Raw genomic sequence first — 16,294 nt, 5'->3', positions numbered from 1 at the left:
GAAAAACAGGCATATGAAAATATTAGTTTACGGCAGTAGAGAATTTAAAGCAGGCTTTATGAAGGCACAAAGCCAGTGCGGTCACCAGGTTCTGTTCACCGACCGTCTTCCGTCTGCGGAAGATGCCATATCTTTCTCCCCGGATGCAGTGATCCTGATGGTCCAGAGGCCGGCATCCCGCATACAGGACTGCCTGGCTGTGCTCTATGAATCCTGCTCTGCGCGCCGTTTTCTGCTGTTTGAACCGCATCCGAACGGAAATTGCTTTTTTGCAGAAACCACGCAGCAGGATGATTCCCTGCACGATTTTTTCCGCGAGGCAGCCGGATGGAAACACACCATACCGCTGCAGTATCCGGCACAGAGCTGGCAGCTCCGCTTTCCGGATGCCTTTGAAAACCTGCAGCGCAGAGAAGCCATGAAGACGATGCTGTACGGTGTCACCCGGGAAGAATTTGAAAAATACAAGAGGCAGTACCGTCTCCACATAAACACTTCGGATTTTTATCTTTTTATGTGGGAGCTTGACAAAACCGTGTTGGTTGACTATCCGGTAAACAAATCCATCCATTATTTTCTGCACGCTCTGCGCCTGGAGGATTTCAGTATGATACTGGAAGAAAACCAGGGAGGGGAAATCGTGTTTTCCGATATTTCCTTTGCCTATATCCTTGTAAATGCTTCCCATCCTTCCTGCATCCGTACAAGAAGGCAGCAGGCAGACCATTTTGCCCTGGAATTTTCCAAAGCTGCCGGACAGATTTCCTCCCACTGTTTTATCAGTGACCTTTTACTGGGACCGGAAGATATCAGCCGCGGACATCAGGATTTTAAACGGACCTGCGCATACCGCTTTTTCTGCCGGGAAGCAGTGGCAATTTCCAATGATTATATCAAATCTCATCAGCGCTGGTTTAGCAGAGATGAGATTCAGAACACTATTGATGCCATTGAACATTATCTCAGCTTTGATATCAGCAGCAAGGAGCTTCCGGAGTTGATCCGGCGTCTGTATCTCAAGATCGTAAAGCCCAGTATGAGCTATAAGCTGTATTACCTGGTAAGTGAATCCATTCTGAAATCTCTAAAAAGTGAACTGTCCGTCAAACTGCTGATGGAGACTATAGACAGCCCCTGGCTTGTTCTGACCACGCAGTTAGGCACCATAGAGGAAAGCTGTACCCGTGTCCTGGACTGCATCCATACTCTGGCAAAACAGCAGGTAAAGACACACAATATCAGCAACCGTGTCGTCCGCCAGGTGCTCCGTTATATGGAAGAGCACTATGCAGAGCCCCTGTCTGTAAGCGATATTGCCAGAGACTTTAATGTAAGCCCTTCTTATTTGAGCCAGTGTTTTAAAAAAGAAACAGGCGCAAGTATGAAACATTATCTGACCATGCTGCGCATGCAGCAGGCAAAAAAGCTTCTTCTCACAACAGACGATTCCGTAAGTTCCATCGCCATAGCGGTTGGCTATGACGATTACCGCCAGTTTTCCAAAATGTTCAAAGTCTATACAGGCGTAACGCCGGTGCAGTGCAGGAAAGGGGTCATGTGATGGCATCCCCCTTACCTGCCATCTCTCATAAGAAGCCATACAGGTTCTCTGTAAACACCTCTTTATCAGCCAGGCTGACCGGCTTTATCTTCCCCTCCCCGGGCGGACCGAACTGGAGACAAATGTCCAGGTTTTCTGTCCCGCGGTCGTCCCCAAAACGGCCGTCCGATATCAAAGAGGCATGCATCTATTGTCAATTCTTTTACAACATTTTCTCCCCCTGCATAGTCCGAAACATAAATTTTCTTCCCTCCGTTGAACAAAATGGTTACGGTTTCCATTAGAAACTCCAATTTTTCTCTTCTATCCTCCTCCTCGCTTTTTTCAGTACCAAGATTTGTGTCAGACCTGAAAAAACCGTCTTTATATCCCCAAGTATCCCGGAGCCAGATTGTATTCTGGCACCTGTTCAAGAAATCCGAATTTTCTCACTTCCACAGGGATATCTACATCCAGATATACTTTGAAAATATGGGATATGTTCTCACTGTTATATGGAAAGACGTTTGTCTGATATCAATTGACACTTCCGCGAAGGAAGTGACGAAACGGTTATGTAACTGGGAAGATGTAAGAAAAATTTCAATCCACACTTCCGCGAAGGAAGTGACAGATGATGAGCTTGCAAAGGTCAGGGGATTCTCTCATTTCAATCCACACTTCCGCGAAGGAAGTGACGTTCCTCTGTCTCATTGACATCTATATGTGACTATTTCAATCCACACTTACGCGAAGGAAGTGACTTTCCCATTGATTTGCCCATGGCGCCTCCATATATTTCAATCCACACTTCCGCGAAGGAAGTGACAGCGGGGGGAGTGTTGGGGTGACGGCGTGCGGGGTATTTCAATCCACACTTCCGCGAAGGAAGTGACAGGTTTGTATACATAAAGACTAGGCGGCGGACTATTTCAATCCACACTTCCGCGAAGGAAGTGACTTGAAAAACTTTGTGAGAGTAACATTCTTTTGGAATTTCAATCCACACTTCCGCGAAGGAAGTGACCAACAAAAGCGGAATTTTTGGATGTAAACGTCAAATTTCAATCCACACTTCTGCGAAGGAAGTGACGGGAATGCTCCATCAAATAGTAATGGGTGAGCATGATTTCAATCCACACTTTCGCGAAGGAAATGACCGGGCGGATAATCACGGACCGGCATGTCATTGGGATTTCAATCCACACTTCCGCGAAGGAAGTGACGCAAGGAAAGGAGGAGCGGCAGCAGGAAGCAAAAATTTCAATCCACACTTCCGCGAAGGAAGTGACTTGAACAAGCATCAGCTTGAATTGAATGTAGGAATTTCAATCCACACTTCCGCGAAGGAAGTGACCCTTTGTTGTAGCTTTTCCCTGCTTCCATTGATAATTTCAAGCCACACTTCCGCGAAGGAAGTGACCACCGACATCGGCAAGAAGGCACTGTAATATGATATTTCAATCCACACTTCCGCGAAGGAAGTGACCTTTCCCGAAAATTCCGCTGCCACTCCATTTAGGATTTCAATCCACACTTCCGCGAAGGAAGTGACTCGCGTATAAGACCATATTTTCAAATTTCTGGTTATTTCAATCCACACTTCCGCGAAGGAAGTGACGCTCTTGGTTATGTTTTATGTGATGACTACACAATTTCAATCCACACTTCCGCGAAGGAAGTGACAAGAAGAGGAGGAAATTTGATGAGCAAAACATTATTTCAATCCACACTTCCGCGAAGGAAGTGACCAGGGAGAGGTATCCATTATGGAAAAAAGTATATAATTTCAATCCACACTTCCGCGAAGGAAGTGACTTTTTAGATTCTGCATTCGTCTGCATTCATCTCTATTTCAATCCACACTTCCGCGAAGGAAGTGACTCTATGACAACGATTATATGGAAAATAATCTGATATTTCAATCCACACTTCCGCGAAGGAAGTGACAGTCAAAAGGTACGCAAAACGGAAACAGGAGCTTATTTCAATCCACACTTCCGCGAAGGAAGTGACGGTCAAGGTGTCTCCTGAGCTTTACGCACAGTTATTTCAATCCACACTTCCGCGAAGGAAGTGACTATGTCATAGCCAAGGTGCCTATGCAGGGAAAAATTTCAATCCACACTTCCGCGAAGGAAGTGACACGGGAATGGAAGTGCCAGGCGGTCTGATAAGCGATTTCAATCCACACTTCCGCGAAGGAAGTGACAGATGGGAATGACACAGATGTCGATTTCCGTGAATTTCAATCCACACTTCCGCGAAGGAAGTGACGATAGACAAAGAAAGCGCATCGCAGATACTGGAAATTTCAATCCACACTTCCGCGAAGGAAGTGACTACTGGTCACTGTATAATCCGCTACATTGTCAGCATTTCAATCCACACTTCCGCGAAGGAAGTGACACTTGATCATTCATTATATGTGATAAAAGAAGAATTTCAATCCACACTTCCGCGAAGGAAGTGACGAAAGGGGGATAATAAATGGTAAATACACAAAAGGTATTTCAATCCACACTTCCGCGAAGGAAGTGACGCGCCGGATCTGGGCGTATTCACTTATTAGCGCGATTTCAATCCACACTTCCGCGAAGGAAGTGACGAGAGCACCTATGACCTCTTCATACATTGCTGCATGATTTCAATCCACACTTCCGCGAAGGAAGTGACGGAGTAGAGTCGTAAATTCCATAGCTCTTGAAGTATTTCAATCCACACTTCCGCGAAGGAAGTGACAGCAAACATGCACAATATTCCCAATAAATATTGTTTCTTTCTACCAAATTTTAACCCTTTTTGATTAATAATGCAACCTTTCCTACAAATATATCTTAAAAAAATCACTCCATCATCAATTTTTAACCATTTTTTCAAGTGCGAATCTCCCCGGCAAACTATGTTCACTCCACATTCGCACTTTATAAAATAAGCTTAGTAATCATCTTCTGAACAAATATTATATCATCTGCATTTTCTACAAAAAATTCAAGGCCGATTTTTATCACAATCCCTCTCAATCCAACTGTTTCCAGCCTTTTATTTCCCCATTATTTATCATAAGAAATATCATAATGTCCAAATCCAATGGTAGCACCTTTTCCTACCCGCAGATACTTACCCGCTTCCAAAATTGGCACAAAACTAGATAGATCCCCTTCATATAAAATCCAGCCAGTCCTGGATGAAAGTTTTAACTTTCCATCTTTCTGATTCATAGAATACCTGATGAACGGAACTTCTCTCCAATACTCATCTAAAGTCTTGATTTTCCTGGCCTGGTTCAGAAGTTCCTCCTCTTTCCATTCCAATTGAAAATCGGTGTAAGCCTTTGTCAACAGCGATATTCTGCGGATAAGAAACTGTATAAACGTATCAAAGGGAAGTTTATCAAATAGTTTATCCCCTGATACGATTCTAAGCGGTGTATCAAAAAAAAGGCTTGCATAAGAGGCATTTCGTCCTGTCGTCTGAAGCGGCTTTGGAGAAAGATTGCGAAACCAGCATTTTCCCCCTGCATAGATCACATTGCCCGAATCTGAGTCGATAACCTGCATCAAACGAAAGGACAGCCTTGCCGCCCCCCATCCCCTTTTCTCTGCTGCCTGCAGTGCATCCAAATATATGCCTGCTCTTTCTGTTCCACTGCCAAGCAGAGTAAGGTCAAATACACATAAATCTCCTTTCTTCCATCTTTCTCTGCCTTCTCCATGTACATATAACACATATGGATTCACTGCACCTGCTTCTCCACCCGTATTGCTAAAACATTGCACATAGAGACAATTATCCTTTTTCTCACACTGAAAACATCTTTTATCAGGAAAATCACAGCAAAAATCCCGGATGCAATGGCCTAAAATTCCTCTTATTGTAGATCCCAAATATGAAGGCAGCCTTCCTTCTTCCTGACATTCATATGTTGCACGCAATGTTAATATTTTTATGAACTCGAACATATATCCTCCCTGACCTGACTATGATTTATTTTATTACATTATATCCTATATTTTTCCAAATAAAAACCTCTTTTCATTTCATCAAGTCATAATATATTAGTCACTTCAATCATAAAAATAAAATAAATCACCATAATCTGTTGCGCGCCCTCCATTGGCTTAGATATACCAAAAGCCCTCCCTTAATCGTCCCTATACCCGGCTGCAAAAACAATCTCTTTATAATACTAAGTATCTTTCCCAAAACATAAAATAAAAAGTACCTCTCAAACCATTATTATGCTATAATTTACCTGAAAACAGGAAAGGAAACAGAAAATGAAAATAGCTGTTATACATGGTCAAAGCCATAAAGGTTCAACCTATCATATCGCTAAAATGCTAACAGAAAAATTAAATGGCGAAGTCACAGAATTTTTTCTGCCAAAGGATTTTCATTCTTTTTGTATCGGATGTACAAATTGTTTTGAAAAATCAGAAACACTATGTCCTCACTTTAAGGACTTAAAGCCTATCACAGAAGCTATCGACCGTGCCGACGTAATCATTCTGGCAAGTCCTGTATACGTTTATCATACAACAGGAGCAATGAAAGCTTTTTTAGACCATTATGGATACCGGTGGATGGTGCATCGACCAGAAGAAAAAATGTTCCGCAAACAGGCTGTCTGCATATCCACAGCCGCTGGCGGAGGCATGAAAAGTACAAATAAAGATATGGCTGACAGCACATTCTTCTGGGGTGTTGCCAGAACTTATAAATATGGCGTAGGCGTTGCCGCAGTTTCATGGGATGCCGTGAATCCTGATCTGAAAAAACGTATAGATAAAAAAATCACTGTAATAGCTGATAAAATTAATGAGAATATAGGGCACGTATCTCCTTCCATAAAAACCAGAGCATTTTTTAATATTATGCGATTGTTACAGCGGAGAGGATGGAATGAAGCGGATGTAAAATACTGGAAGGAAAAAGGATGGGCAGAAAAAGCCCGCCCATGGAAGCCTTGACTATCTCCCATAGGCAGCTCCGTTCATCTAACCTATTTTACCGATTATTTAACAAAAACTCTTTAATGACCACACTATCGGACAGATGCATCATATGATGACGAGTTATCGGCAGCAAAATAAGCCCTGCAAAAGTGTGCCGGCCCCAAAAATTTTTAAGCCATATGGACCCTTTTACTTCCAGCAAACCACCTTCACTGACCAGCCGCGCTAAATATTCTTCTCCGGGTTTCCGTTTCAAATCAAGTGGTGACAAGGATTTTAATATTTTGCGGGTCTGACAGCCTACCGCGTTTCTGTACTTTATCAGCTCCTGTTTATTTACCTGTTCACTAAAATCAATGATCTGCATGTCCGTCATTACGTTACCGGTATCTCTTACGGACACACACATTTTTTCCATCCATTCTTCATTGAAAATTTGGGGCTGTTCTGCTATAAGAAGATTTCCCACCAAATCTTCTATTCTCGCTATATGCCATAAATGCCAGGCTATTGTTTCGTCTTTCTCAGTCGGCATTATGCTGTAATCCTCATTCTCCAATCCCTCCAATAAATCATCACAAAATGTAGGACTGTCACTTAATGAAACCTTACCTGTGTGCGTCACTGCATGAATTTCCAATGCTAATTCAATTGCCTGATCAAAACGCCTGGACGATTTCAGCAGCTTTCGTAATTCATCAATCTTTAAATTGTAATCCTTTTCGATATCAAACATAAATAGCCTCTCCTTACGTTAATTTTCTTACCGCTCCAAAGTCTATATTGGAATAGAACTACCTCGAACTTTTCATGATTTTGAAACAAGAAATAATTACTAAAATACTTTAGTATATCAGATATAATTCCACCCAAACTTATGACTATAGATGCGAACGGTTATTCTTTTGAAACTTTGAATCTATATTAAGATTTAGATTATAAATATTATAACATTTTAAATGTGACATATGTCTGTCATAATAAAAATTCCGTTATTACTATTTCAATCATTTCATACTGGAGTAATTATAATAACCAGTATTCCAGGTTTCACGAGGCTCTAAAAAATGGAGCTCTGTTCCAAATCATACTCTCCCTGGCTGTTCAGGCTGCAATATTCTCATATAATTTCATTTCCGTTTGACACGCTCCTCTCTGCCCCTTACAATAAAAGTAGTTACAAATTTTATCACAATGGAGGTGTTTTTATGCTGCATGAAGTAAATTTTCTGTCTTACAACAAACGTGACCAGGTGCAGGGATGGATATACGTTCCGGCTGCCAGGCCGAAAGGAATCGTACAGATTATCCACGGATTCGGTGAGCATTCCAGAAGGTATCTGCATATGATCGTAAAATTCATGGACGCCGGTTATATTGTAGCGGCCGATGACCATGTGGGGCACGGAAAAACAGCCATGGTCAGCGGTGTATGGGGTGATTGGGGCGATGCGGGATTCCACACCATGATGGAGGATGAACACAGCCTGAAAAAACTGGTCTGTGAAAAATATCCGAATCTGCCGTATTTTATTTTCGGTCACAGCATGGGATCCTTTATAGCCAGAGATTATGCGGCAAAATATGGAGAAGACCTGGCAGGTGTCACGATCTGCGGTACAACGGGAGTCTTCCGGGGAGCGGATAAAGCCACAGAGCTTCTCAAAAAAGCCATTGACGACGGACTGGGAATGGATTCCAATCCGGAATTTACAGGTGCCTTGATGGGATGGATGTGCGAACGGTGTGATGATGTTACCATCGGAAATGAATGGATCTGTTCAGACCCTTATGTACAGCGTGACCACGCGGAAGATCCTTTTGATGCCTTTACCAAACCAACCAGCAACCGGTCACTCTATGACTTTACCCAGATGATGCTGGCAATTGAAGGAACACAGTGGGCCGAGAGAGTTCCAAAGGACCTACCGTTTTATAATATCGGCGGTGACCAGGACCCTGTTGGCGAATACGGAAAAGGTATCTATGAGGTCTCGAACTGGCTTTGTGATACCGGACATGACGTGAAAACCCGCGTATATTCCGGATATCGTCATGAAATACATAACTACAGTGAGATCAAGAATGATGTCGAGGAGGGAATTATCGCATTTATGGACGGAATTCTTGGAATTTAACTGCAATAGAGAACCCGCTTAAACATTGCGGGTTCTCCTTAACAGAATCACACTTCCATGAAAGTTCCCTTTCAGTAAAAATAAATTGTAAGTTTACTACACAGATGATATGATAGTGATACAGGGACAATAGCATATCTGGATCTGTCTGAAATAGGACAGCGTATCCAGCCGGATGGCGAGTCGCCGTCCGGTATAGAAAAAGAGACCAAAAGACTTCCAGATGCTCCGAGGTACTTCAGCACACTGCCGTGTGCAGGCGGCTTACGCCTGTGTACGTCTGCGCATCTTACAGAATCACCTTCTTGTATTGTCCCTGTCTACGAGGTGAAAAAGAATCATATGACAACTACTTTATCAAACTATGACAATGATTTATGGAAATATTGTACAAAAGAACAGATTAAAGACATGCTGCTGTCCTTCCGGCTTCTACAGGGAGCACCTGTACGAGAGGAAAAAGAACTTGCATGTCTCTATGCTGTCAGTAATCATATAAAGAAACACTACCATACTGCCCAGATCCCAAAGCGAAACGGCGGTGTGCGCCGTCTGCTGGTACCGGACGCGTTACTGAATACCATACAGAAAAATCTGCTTCATCATGTTCTGGACGGACTTTCCGTTTCCGTCTATGCCACTGCCTACAAAAAGAAAACCACAGTGCTGGACAATGCACTTTCCCATGTAGGACAGGAACAGGTCATGAAATTGGATATAGAAAACTTCTTTGAAAACATAACATTTCCTCTGGTTTACCAATCAGCCTTTCCGGCCATCTACTTTCCGCCTGCAGTAAGACGGATACTGGCAGAACTTTGCTGTTATGAAGATTATCTTCCGCAGGGCGCACCTACTTCTCCGACAGTTTCCAATCTGGTCATGAAGTCGTTTGACAACTATATGGGAACGTGGTGCGAGGAAAGAGGGATTCATTATACACGTTACAGTGACGATATGACATTTTCCGGTGTATTCGATGAGGTCGAACTGAAAAATAAGGTCAAAAACTACCTTTTAACCATGGGATTAGAGCTGAATGAAAAGAAAACTAAGCTGCTTGGAAAACATACCAGACAGACCGTGACGGGAATCGTTGTGAACGAGAAGGCAGATGTTGGGCGTGCGTATAAAAGAGAGGTACGGGCAGAGGTATATTACTGTAAAAAATACGGGGTAATGGAGCATTTACGGCGTTGTAACAAGAAAGAATGGATGACTGAGGGGGAGTCGGATACGGTCCGTTATCTGCGGCATCTGCTGGGGAAAATTCAGTTTATTCTGCAGATTTCGCCGGAAGATGTACAGTTTCGAGAAGCAAGGGAAGATATCCGCAGACTGCTAAGGGACATATAGTACAAGCCCTTTTGCGCCTGGACCCGGTTCTGGATTGTTGTAATCCTTTTTCCCGGTCCCTAAGATTGCTAAATATAACACTTTCAGCCGTGTTTATCGCTTAGGAAGAATATGGTTCTCCGGGGTTTAGCTTTTGATAAGGCGTAATTTTCAGCACTGCATAGAATTCGGATCTTTTGCTGTCCTTTTTCTATTACCTATTCAAGTGCATCTTGAATGCCTTTATCCGTCTGAATATCATATTTTTCCCAAAATTAAAGAATTATGTTCCGGTTTCTTTCCATCATTTGCAATTCATGTACCGGTTTCTTTTGTCCGACTATAATTAAGGAGCTTTTCTATAATTTTATTGTATTATAGAAGATCTTATAAACTCTATTTTACCGAAAATGTATTATACGCTCACTAAAACCGCAAAAAAACCCTTGAAACGCTGTAAATTCAACATTTCCAAGGGATTTAACCATTCTAATTTGTCGCTTTGCTAATCAACTTCACGCTTAATCACTGTTACCTGTAAATCCTTTACGTCAATCAAACTTTCTTGTCTGCATTTCGGGCAATAAAGAGGAAAGTTTTTTAGTTCTGTATCTTCCCGTATCTGTAACCTTGTTTTATTGCCACAAGCAGGACAACGTACCCATTTTATTTCCTGCTTTAGAATATTACCTTTCTGCAATTAAATTTGACACGCATATTTTCATATGGCTATTCACCGTTAGAACACCCCAAGTTTTTTTGTTGGCAGGTGAAGCGGGTGGTATAAAAACAGCTTCTGCAATTATATTACTTTCGATTTTCCCTAAGTTGGTAATGCTATAACCATTTTGAGAACCATATCCAAACATATTTCTTCCTATAAATGTTCCTGCTTTACTTCCGAAATCTCCCAATGTAGATATTGTAACAGCGTCAATCAGCTCCGGCTGCATATGTATATAACAGGCAAGCACAAGCATTTCTTTCCGTGGGTGATGACATATGTTTATGACTTGTGACGCTACGCGCTTTGCAAGGATAATAACATTTTCCCCGTTCTTTTTCACGGAAATACTAAAAGCAGTCGAATAATTCCCCATTGCTCCCTGTCTGTAACATTTTGCCTGATTACGAATATCGGCTGCGATAACCACCTTATTTGTATTCTCTTCCAACATCATCTTTGCAATCAGCCAGTCGTTTACAGTAACACTATGTTGTTTGCATAAAGTCAATATTTCTTCTAACTCCTGATTACAAATGGTGAAAATTTCCCGTTTCATTTTGTGTTTTTGAATATAGGCTCTTTCAAATGCGCTATATTCCTCATACATAACTTGCTGCCCCTCTTTTTTCCATCTTCTGTTTGCGTCGCCTATTATCAATTTACTGATAAGAGGTAAATCGCTGTTTGAGGGAAGATCGTTTAAGCATTGAATTAAGCGTTCCGGGGCAAATTGCGGTATTACTCCGTTAGCATAATGCTCTGCAAATTCTTCTGCCAGTTGTAGAAGCCCTCTACCGTCACACAAAAGATGGTGGGCGATAAAAAGTATTTGAAATTCATTTTCCTTTGGATAAACCACTACTTTTAGCAGACATTCATTCATGACATTCCACCCACGGACAGATATTTCCTCATAATCTTGTTGCCACAAAGCGGCTTCTTCTTTTACCATTACAGGAATATTCAAATAATCTTGTATTTGATAATAAAATCTGCCAGTGTCCGTTTCCTCTGCAATTAAACTTTGCAGAAACGGGTGCGCTTTTTGAAGAGTGTCTATGCTTTGTTTTAGCTGCCCTTCATCATAATTGCTTTCTATTTTTGCCATAATCCCAAAGTGCATATTAGGACACATAAAATGCGCACGTTCTGTATACACATAATTTTTAATCGATTTCATATTTTTTCTCCAATTCATTATTTTCCCGCATAGCAATATCATTCAACACCTTGTCCTGATGTGCTTCAATGGCTAACAAGATTAACAAAACAGCAATTACGGCTCCTGCCAAAAACAAAGTTATTGAAGAAAGCCAATGCCACCCTGCCGCCCAAAATAAAATACTGGTTACAAATAATACGCCGATGAGTTTCATCATAGTAAGCCCCAGTTCAAGCATATTCAGTTTATATTTATAGCGGTTATTATAGTTCATATTCTTATGTTTCATTTGCCGAACCTCCCTTGTTTTCATTGTGATATAATTTGAAACTGGTACATGCTTCAATAAGTAACTGCCTTATTTCTTCGGGCGCAATGTTCGTTGTGTTCGTAGAAACAATCGTTGCTATACCATGCGTAAATATCCATGTTTTCACAAACACTTCCGGTTCAATCGGAATAGGAACGTGCTTAGCCAAATCATAAAGGCTTTCAAGTCTTGTTCCGCTATCTGACATACATAGAAGATGGAACAGATTTTTTTCATTTTGAGCCAGCTCCACATACTTTAATCCCATGCTTAAAAAATAGGGAGTTTCTGTATCAAAAGGCTGTTGTAGCATAGTTTCTTCAAATAGTTTTTGCGTTTTTTTGTAAACTTCTTCCTTTAGTTCTTCCATATTATGAAAAGCATAAAACACTGGTTGAGTAGAGCATTTTAATTCACTGGCAAGCAAACGTGCGGTTACTTTTTCAAAACCATATACTTTTGTCAACTCAAATGCTTTTTCAATAATAGCTTCTCTGGGTATCTTAACTTTTGGTGGCATAACGTCCTCCTTTTGATAACTAAGTTATATATCATTGTTATTATACGTTGTAAAAAGATTTTTGTCAATTCCTCCGGTTGGTAGTTCATAAAAACCATACATATCATGCTCTATTACTATTAAAGCTATGCTATGTGTAATCATATCCAAAGCAGAAAGGTGAACGGCAAAATGTAGTAGGGTGAAAAATATGAAGCAGGACAAAGTGAAGTATAATTTTAAGGCTTTCGGGCAAGCCATAAAAGAAGCAAGAAAGGCAAAGGGTATCTCGCGTAACCAGTTAGCAGACAGGCTGAATATTACGCCGCGCTATATCGCGTCCATTGAGAACAGCCGGCAGCACCCAAGCCTACAAATCTTTTATGAGCTTGTCACCTTTTTAGATGTGTCGGTAGACCAGTTCTTTTTCCCGAACGAGGAAACGGACAACTCTACCGGGCGGCGGCAGCTCGACAGTCTGCTTGCCGATATGAACAGCCGGGACTTAACAATTATGACGACAACTGCAAAGGGAATACAGGAAGCCAACAGCAAGGAAACGGTGGAATAAAATCCTCCGTTTTTTGTCTGTGCAACTATTGGAAACGTTGCAAACTGCGGCATTTTTCTTTTGCAAAAGTCCGTCAAATCAGAGGTTCCCGGTGTTGTAGGTAGTGAGAAGAAAGTTTCGTAGCAAGCTTTCCTGATTATGAGGTTGTTGCCATAGCAGACTTTCACAAGAAAAAGACCCCGAAAACCTTATAACCACTGGAAAATGCTTGTGTTTATAAGGCTTTCGAAGCCTCTATAATTTTAACCTTAATTTAATTGAAAAATTCGCTTAGTTGCCCATCTGCTTAGCAACTTCCTCAGCAAAATTCTCTTCCTTCTTCTCAATACCTTCTCCGGTCTCGAAACGAACGAAGCCTTTTACTGTAATCTTAGCGTTGTTAGCTTTTGCAACTTCTTCAACGTATTTGGCAACGGTCTGTTTTCCGTCTTCTGCTTTTACATAAACCTGGTCTAACAGGCAGATTTCTTTCAGCTCTTTGTTGATACGGCCCATAACCATACCGCTGATGATCTTGTCGTTAGCGTCCGGTTTCTCGTTCTTAGCTGCTGCTGTCAGGATTTCTTTCTCATGCTCAATGTATTCCTGAGACACTTCACTTCTGTTTGTGTATACAGGTTTCAGAGCTGCTGCCTGCATGGCAATGTTTTTAGCCATTTCTTTTACAGCATCGTTGATGACATCTGTCTCAACATCAACCAGAACACCGATTTTGCCACCCATGTGTGTGTAGGATGCAACAAATCCGTTTTCTTCGGATACCTTTGTAAATCTTCTGATGTTCATGTTCTCACCGATAACAGCAATCTGGCCTGCCAGAGCTTCCTGAACGGTTTTTGTTGTATCGAATTTCCATGCTTCAGCTAAGAAAGCTTCCACATCGGCTGCTTCTGTATCCATAGCCTGCTCTGCAACCTGTGCAACATAGCCCTGGAATTTTTCGTTTTTAGCAACGAAGTCTGTCTCTGCGTTAACCTCTACAACAACTGCTTTCTTCTCGTCAGCAGATACCAGAGTTTTGCACAGACCTTCTGCTGCAACACGGCTTGCTTTTTTCTGTGCAGTAGCAAGTCCTTTTTCTCTCAGGAATTCAACTGCTTTATCCATATCGCCTTCTGTTGCTGCAAGAGCTTTCTTACAGTCCATCATGCCGGCGCCGGTCATCTCTCTTAATTCTTTTACCATTCCTGCTGTAATAGCCATCGTGATATTCCTCCTGAATTCTATTGGTTTTTTCTAAAGAACCGCCTTGGCAGTACAGCCAAGGCGCTTTGAATTATTCCTCTGTTGCTTCCTCTTCTGTTGCTTCCTCGAAGATTTCGCTGTCTTCAGCAACACCCTGGTTAGCTTCAATGACAGCATCTGCCATTTTGGAAACGATTAATTTTACGGCTCTGATGGCATCATCATTGCCCGGGATAACATAATCCAGTTCTTCCGGATCACAGTTTGTATCACAGATACCGATTAACGGAATACCTAATGTATGTGCTTCCTGAACGCAGATTCTTTCTTTTTTCGGGTCTACAATGAAGATGGCATCCGGGAGTTTCTTCATTTCTTTGATACCGCCCAGGTTCTTCTCTAATTTGGCCTGCTCTTTTTTCAGCTCGATAACTTCTTTTTTCGGCAGTACGTCGAAAGTTCCGTCAGCTTCCATAGCTTCGATTTCTTTCAGTCTTGCGATTCTGCTCTGGATGGTCTTGAAGTTTGTCAGCATTCCGCCTAACCATCTTTCGTTTACATAGAACATTCCGCAGCGCTCTGCTTCCACTTTGATAGCATCCTGAGCCTGTTTTTTAGTTCCTACGAACAGGATTGTGCCGCCGTCAGCTGCGATGTCTGCAACTGCTTTGTAAGCATCGTCAACCATTCCTACAGATTTCTGCAGGTCGATGATGTAGATGCCGTTTCTCTCTGTGTAGATGTAGGGAGCCATTTTAGGGTTCCATCTTCTGGTCTGATGTCCGAAATGAACACCTGCTTCCAGTAACTGTTTCATTGAAATAACGCTCATGTTTTTTCTCCTTTTTGGTTGTTTTCTTCCGTCTATTTCCTCTCCGCAGGGACACTGTCGGACGCTTGTCCGCAGGCACCGTCCTTTGGTATTCATAGACGTGGTTATTTTGCAACGTTGGTATTATAGCATAGCTGAGGTGTATGTTGCAAGCTGTTTTTAAGATTTTTTCCTGTTTTTACAAGGTTTATACTACTTATTTTCTTTTGCAGGCATTCTTAAGCCAGATGTTAAGCAGCGGCATCCAGCTCTGGCACTCTTTCTGTACACCGGTGCCGTCTGCACGCATCAGTGTCTCATTTGCCAGGGAGAGGCCATGACTGCCCTTGGGATAAAGATGGTATTCAGCCGGAACGCCCGCTTTTCCCATTGCCTCCACAAATAACAGGGAGTTCTGAAACGGCACGCTCTGGTCCTCAAAGGTATGCCAGAGAAAAGCCTGGGGCACATGGACATCTACCTGGGTTTCCAGTGCCATCTCCGCTTTCTTCTCTTCATAATCACTGCCCAGCAGATTATGGATGCTTTCCAGATGCCCGTAATCCTCCCTGGATGTGATCACCGGATAGCAGAGAATCAGACCTTTTACTTTTAAAATCTCCCTGCTGCATCCCACAGCCTCAGAAAGAAAATCCCTGTTCCAGAAAACACCGTAGCTGGCTGCCAGATGGCCTCCCGCTGAAAATCCCATAACAAAGATATTTTCCGTATCCACATGCCACGCCTCCGCCTTTTCATGTATCATCTGCACAGAGCGGGCCACCTCGGTCAGGGCTGCGGGAAATACACTGGGAGCACAGGAATAGCGCAGAACTGCCGCGTGATATCCCATGCTGTTAAACTGCAGAGCCACCATCTCCGCCTCTCTGTCAGCCGTAAAACGGTATGCGCCTCCGGGACAGATCAGTATCAGAGGCCGCGTTAAGTCTTCCGGCAGCTCCTCATACGCATCCAAAATATAAGTTGTCAAATGTGTCTCTTTGGAAGACCCTGACATTTGAATCGGAATATTTTCATGTATCATGTTTCTGCTCTCC

Annotated in this window: 14 protein-coding genes and 1 CRISPR repeat array; of the genes, 5 read left to right on the top strand and 9 right to left on the bottom strand. The window is 42.3% G+C overall.

Annotated elements, in window-relative coordinates; genetic code table 11:
* Window positions 1–13 precede the first annotated feature (13 nt).
* Entirely contained in the window at window positions 14–1,561 is a 1,548-nt protein-coding gene (locus MUB35_RS11565) for a helix-turn-helix domain-containing protein (protein WP_244806234.1), read from the top strand.
* 513 nt (window positions 1,562–2,074) lie between these two features.
* Window positions 2,075–4,282: direct repeats of the CRISPR family, unit length 32 nt; unit sequence ATTTCAATCCACACTTCCGCGAAGGAAGTGAC.
* A 311-nt stretch (window positions 4,283–4,593) separates the two neighbouring features.
* Here the strand turns inward: MUB35_RS11565 and cas6 are convergent.
* Window positions 4,594–5,163, bottom strand: a complete 570-nt coding sequence (cas6, locus tag MUB35_RS11560; protein WP_242849953.1) for a CRISPR system precrRNA processing endoribonuclease RAMP protein Cas6 — start codon at window positions 5,161–5,163, stop codon at window positions 4,594–4,596.
* A 657-nt stretch (window positions 5,164–5,820) separates the two neighbouring features.
* Here cas6 and MUB35_RS11555 point away from each other — a divergent pair.
* Window positions 5,821–6,513 carry a flavodoxin family protein gene (locus tag MUB35_RS11555; protein ID WP_033139690.1) on the top strand — a complete coding sequence of 231 codons (693 nt, stop codon included), beginning with the start codon at window positions 5,821–5,823 and terminating at the stop codon, window positions 6,511–6,513.
* Window positions 6,514–6,550: 37 nt separating this feature from the next.
* On the opposite strand, the gene MUB35_RS11550 is transcribed toward MUB35_RS11555, so the two are convergent.
* Window positions 6,551–7,234, bottom strand: coding sequence for a DinB family protein (locus MUB35_RS11550; RefSeq protein ID WP_244806233.1), 684 nt, complete (start codon window positions 7,232–7,234; stop codon window positions 6,551–6,553).
* 472 nt (window positions 7,235–7,706) lie between these two features.
* On the opposite strand from MUB35_RS11550, the gene MUB35_RS11545 reads away from it, so the two are divergent.
* Both MUB35_RS11545 and MUB35_RS11540 read left to right on the top strand, forming a co-directional pair.
* Window positions 7,707–8,636: an alpha/beta fold hydrolase gene (locus tag MUB35_RS11545; protein WP_244806232.1), complete on the top strand. Its 930-nt coding sequence runs from the start codon at window positions 7,707–7,709 to the stop codon at window positions 8,634–8,636.
* Window positions 8,637–8,978: 342 nt separating this feature from the next.
* Window positions 8,979–9,992: a reverse transcriptase family protein gene (locus MUB35_RS11540; RefSeq protein WP_244806231.1), complete on the top strand. Its 1,014-nt coding sequence runs from the start codon at window positions 8,979–8,981 to the stop codon at window positions 9,990–9,992.
* Window positions 9,993–10,476: 484 nt separating this feature from the next.
* Here MUB35_RS11540 and MUB35_RS11535 read toward each other — a convergent pair whose 3' ends face one another.
* From MUB35_RS11535 to MUB35_RS11520, 4 genes are read right to left on the bottom strand one after another with little or no spacing between them, the layout of a single operon-like run.
* Complete coding sequence (locus tag MUB35_RS11535; protein ID WP_331477487.1) at window positions 10,477–10,641, bottom strand: cysteine-rich KTR domain-containing protein; 165 nt, start codon at window positions 10,639–10,641, stop codon at window positions 10,477–10,479.
* A 16-nt stretch (window positions 10,642–10,657) separates the two neighbouring features.
* Complete coding sequence (locus tag MUB35_RS11530; protein ID WP_244806230.1) at window positions 10,658–11,878, bottom strand: hypothetical protein; 1,221 nt, start codon at window positions 11,876–11,878, stop codon at window positions 10,658–10,660.
* Window positions 11,865–12,149 (bottom strand): hypothetical protein, encoded by a 285-nt coding sequence (locus tag MUB35_RS11525; RefSeq protein WP_244806229.1) that lies wholly within the window; start codon window positions 12,147–12,149, stop codon window positions 11,865–11,867. Before MUB35_RS11525 ends, MUB35_RS11530 begins: the two co-directional genes overlap by 14 nt.
* Window positions 12,139–12,690: a TetR/AcrR family transcriptional regulator gene (locus tag MUB35_RS11520; protein WP_103731912.1), complete on the bottom strand. Its 552-nt coding sequence runs from the start codon at window positions 12,688–12,690 to the stop codon at window positions 12,139–12,141. The genes MUB35_RS11525 and MUB35_RS11520 overlap by 11 nt, the downstream gene beginning before the upstream one ends.
* 190 nt (window positions 12,691–12,880) lie before the next feature.
* Between MUB35_RS11520 and MUB35_RS11515 the strand changes: the two genes are divergently transcribed.
* Window positions 12,881–13,240 (top strand): helix-turn-helix transcriptional regulator, encoded by a 360-nt coding sequence (locus MUB35_RS11515; protein WP_244806228.1) that lies wholly within the window; start codon window positions 12,881–12,883, stop codon window positions 13,238–13,240.
* Window positions 13,241–13,510: 270 nt separating this feature from the next.
* Here MUB35_RS11515 and tsf read toward each other — a convergent pair whose 3' ends face one another.
* From tsf to MUB35_RS11500, 3 genes are all read right to left on the bottom strand, one after another.
* Window positions 13,511–14,443, bottom strand: a complete 933-nt coding sequence (gene tsf / locus MUB35_RS11510) for a translation elongation factor Ts (protein ID WP_033139698.1) — start codon at window positions 14,441–14,443, stop codon at window positions 13,511–13,513.
* Window positions 14,444–14,516: 73 nt separating this feature from the next.
* Window positions 14,517–15,257 (bottom strand): 30S ribosomal protein S2, encoded by a 741-nt coding sequence (rpsB, locus tag MUB35_RS11505; RefSeq protein ID WP_244806227.1) that lies wholly within the window; start codon window positions 15,255–15,257, stop codon window positions 14,517–14,519.
* A 196-nt stretch (window positions 15,258–15,453) separates the two neighbouring features.
* Window positions 15,454–16,281, bottom strand: coding sequence for an alpha/beta hydrolase (locus tag MUB35_RS11500; RefSeq protein ID WP_033139700.1), 828 nt, complete (start codon window positions 16,279–16,281; stop codon window positions 15,454–15,456).
* Window positions 16,282–16,294: the final 13 nt, after the last annotated feature.

It is taken from the genome of Blautia sp. NSJ-175 (assembly GCF_022867815.1).
GTDB classification, from domain to species: domain Bacteria; phylum Bacillota; class Clostridia; order Lachnospirales; family Lachnospiraceae; genus Blautia; species Blautia celeris.
This window is presented reverse-complemented; position numbering and strand designations above follow the sequence as displayed.

Bases quoted from the DNA above. Each gene is read 5' to 3' on its own strand.
- MUB35_RS11565 (WP_244806234.1), top strand. From the start codon at position 14: ATGAAAATATTAGTTTACGGCAGTAGAGAATTTAAAGCAGGCTTTATG.
- MUB35_RS11555 (WP_033139690.1), top strand. From the start codon at position 5,821: ATGAAAATAGCTGTTATACATGGTCAAAGCCATAAAGGTTCAACCTAT.
- MUB35_RS11550 (WP_244806233.1), bottom strand. From the start codon at position 7,234: ATGTTTGATATCGAAAAGGATTACAATTTAAAGATTGATGAATTACGA.
- MUB35_RS11545 (WP_244806232.1), top strand. From the start codon at position 7,707: ATGCTGCATGAAGTAAATTTTCTGTCTTACAACAAACGTGACCAGGTG.
- MUB35_RS11540 (WP_244806231.1), top strand. From the start codon at position 8,979: ATGACAACTACTTTATCAAACTATGACAATGATTTATGGAAATATTGT.
- MUB35_RS11530 (WP_244806230.1), bottom strand. From the start codon at position 11,878: ATGAAATCGATTAAAAATTATGTGTATACAGAACGTGCGCATTTTATG.
- MUB35_RS11525 (WP_244806229.1), bottom strand. From the start codon at position 12,149: ATGAAACATAAGAATATGAACTATAATAACCGCTATAAATATAAACTG.
- MUB35_RS11520 (WP_103731912.1), bottom strand. From the start codon at position 12,690: ATGCCACCAAAAGTTAAGATACCCAGAGAAGCTATTATTGAAAAAGCA.
- MUB35_RS11515 (WP_244806228.1), top strand. From the start codon at position 12,881: ATGAAGCAGGACAAAGTGAAGTATAATTTTAAGGCTTTCGGGCAAGCC.
- tsf (WP_033139698.1), bottom strand. From the start codon at position 14,443: ATGGCTATTACAGCAGGAATGGTAAAAGAATTAAGAGAGATGACCGGC.
- rpsB (WP_244806227.1), bottom strand. From the start codon at position 15,257: ATGAGCGTTATTTCAATGAAACAGTTACTGGAAGCAGGTGTTCATTTC.
- MUB35_RS11500 (WP_033139700.1), bottom strand. From the start codon at position 16,281: ATGATACATGAAAATATTCCGATTCAAATGTCAGGGTCTTCCAAAGAG.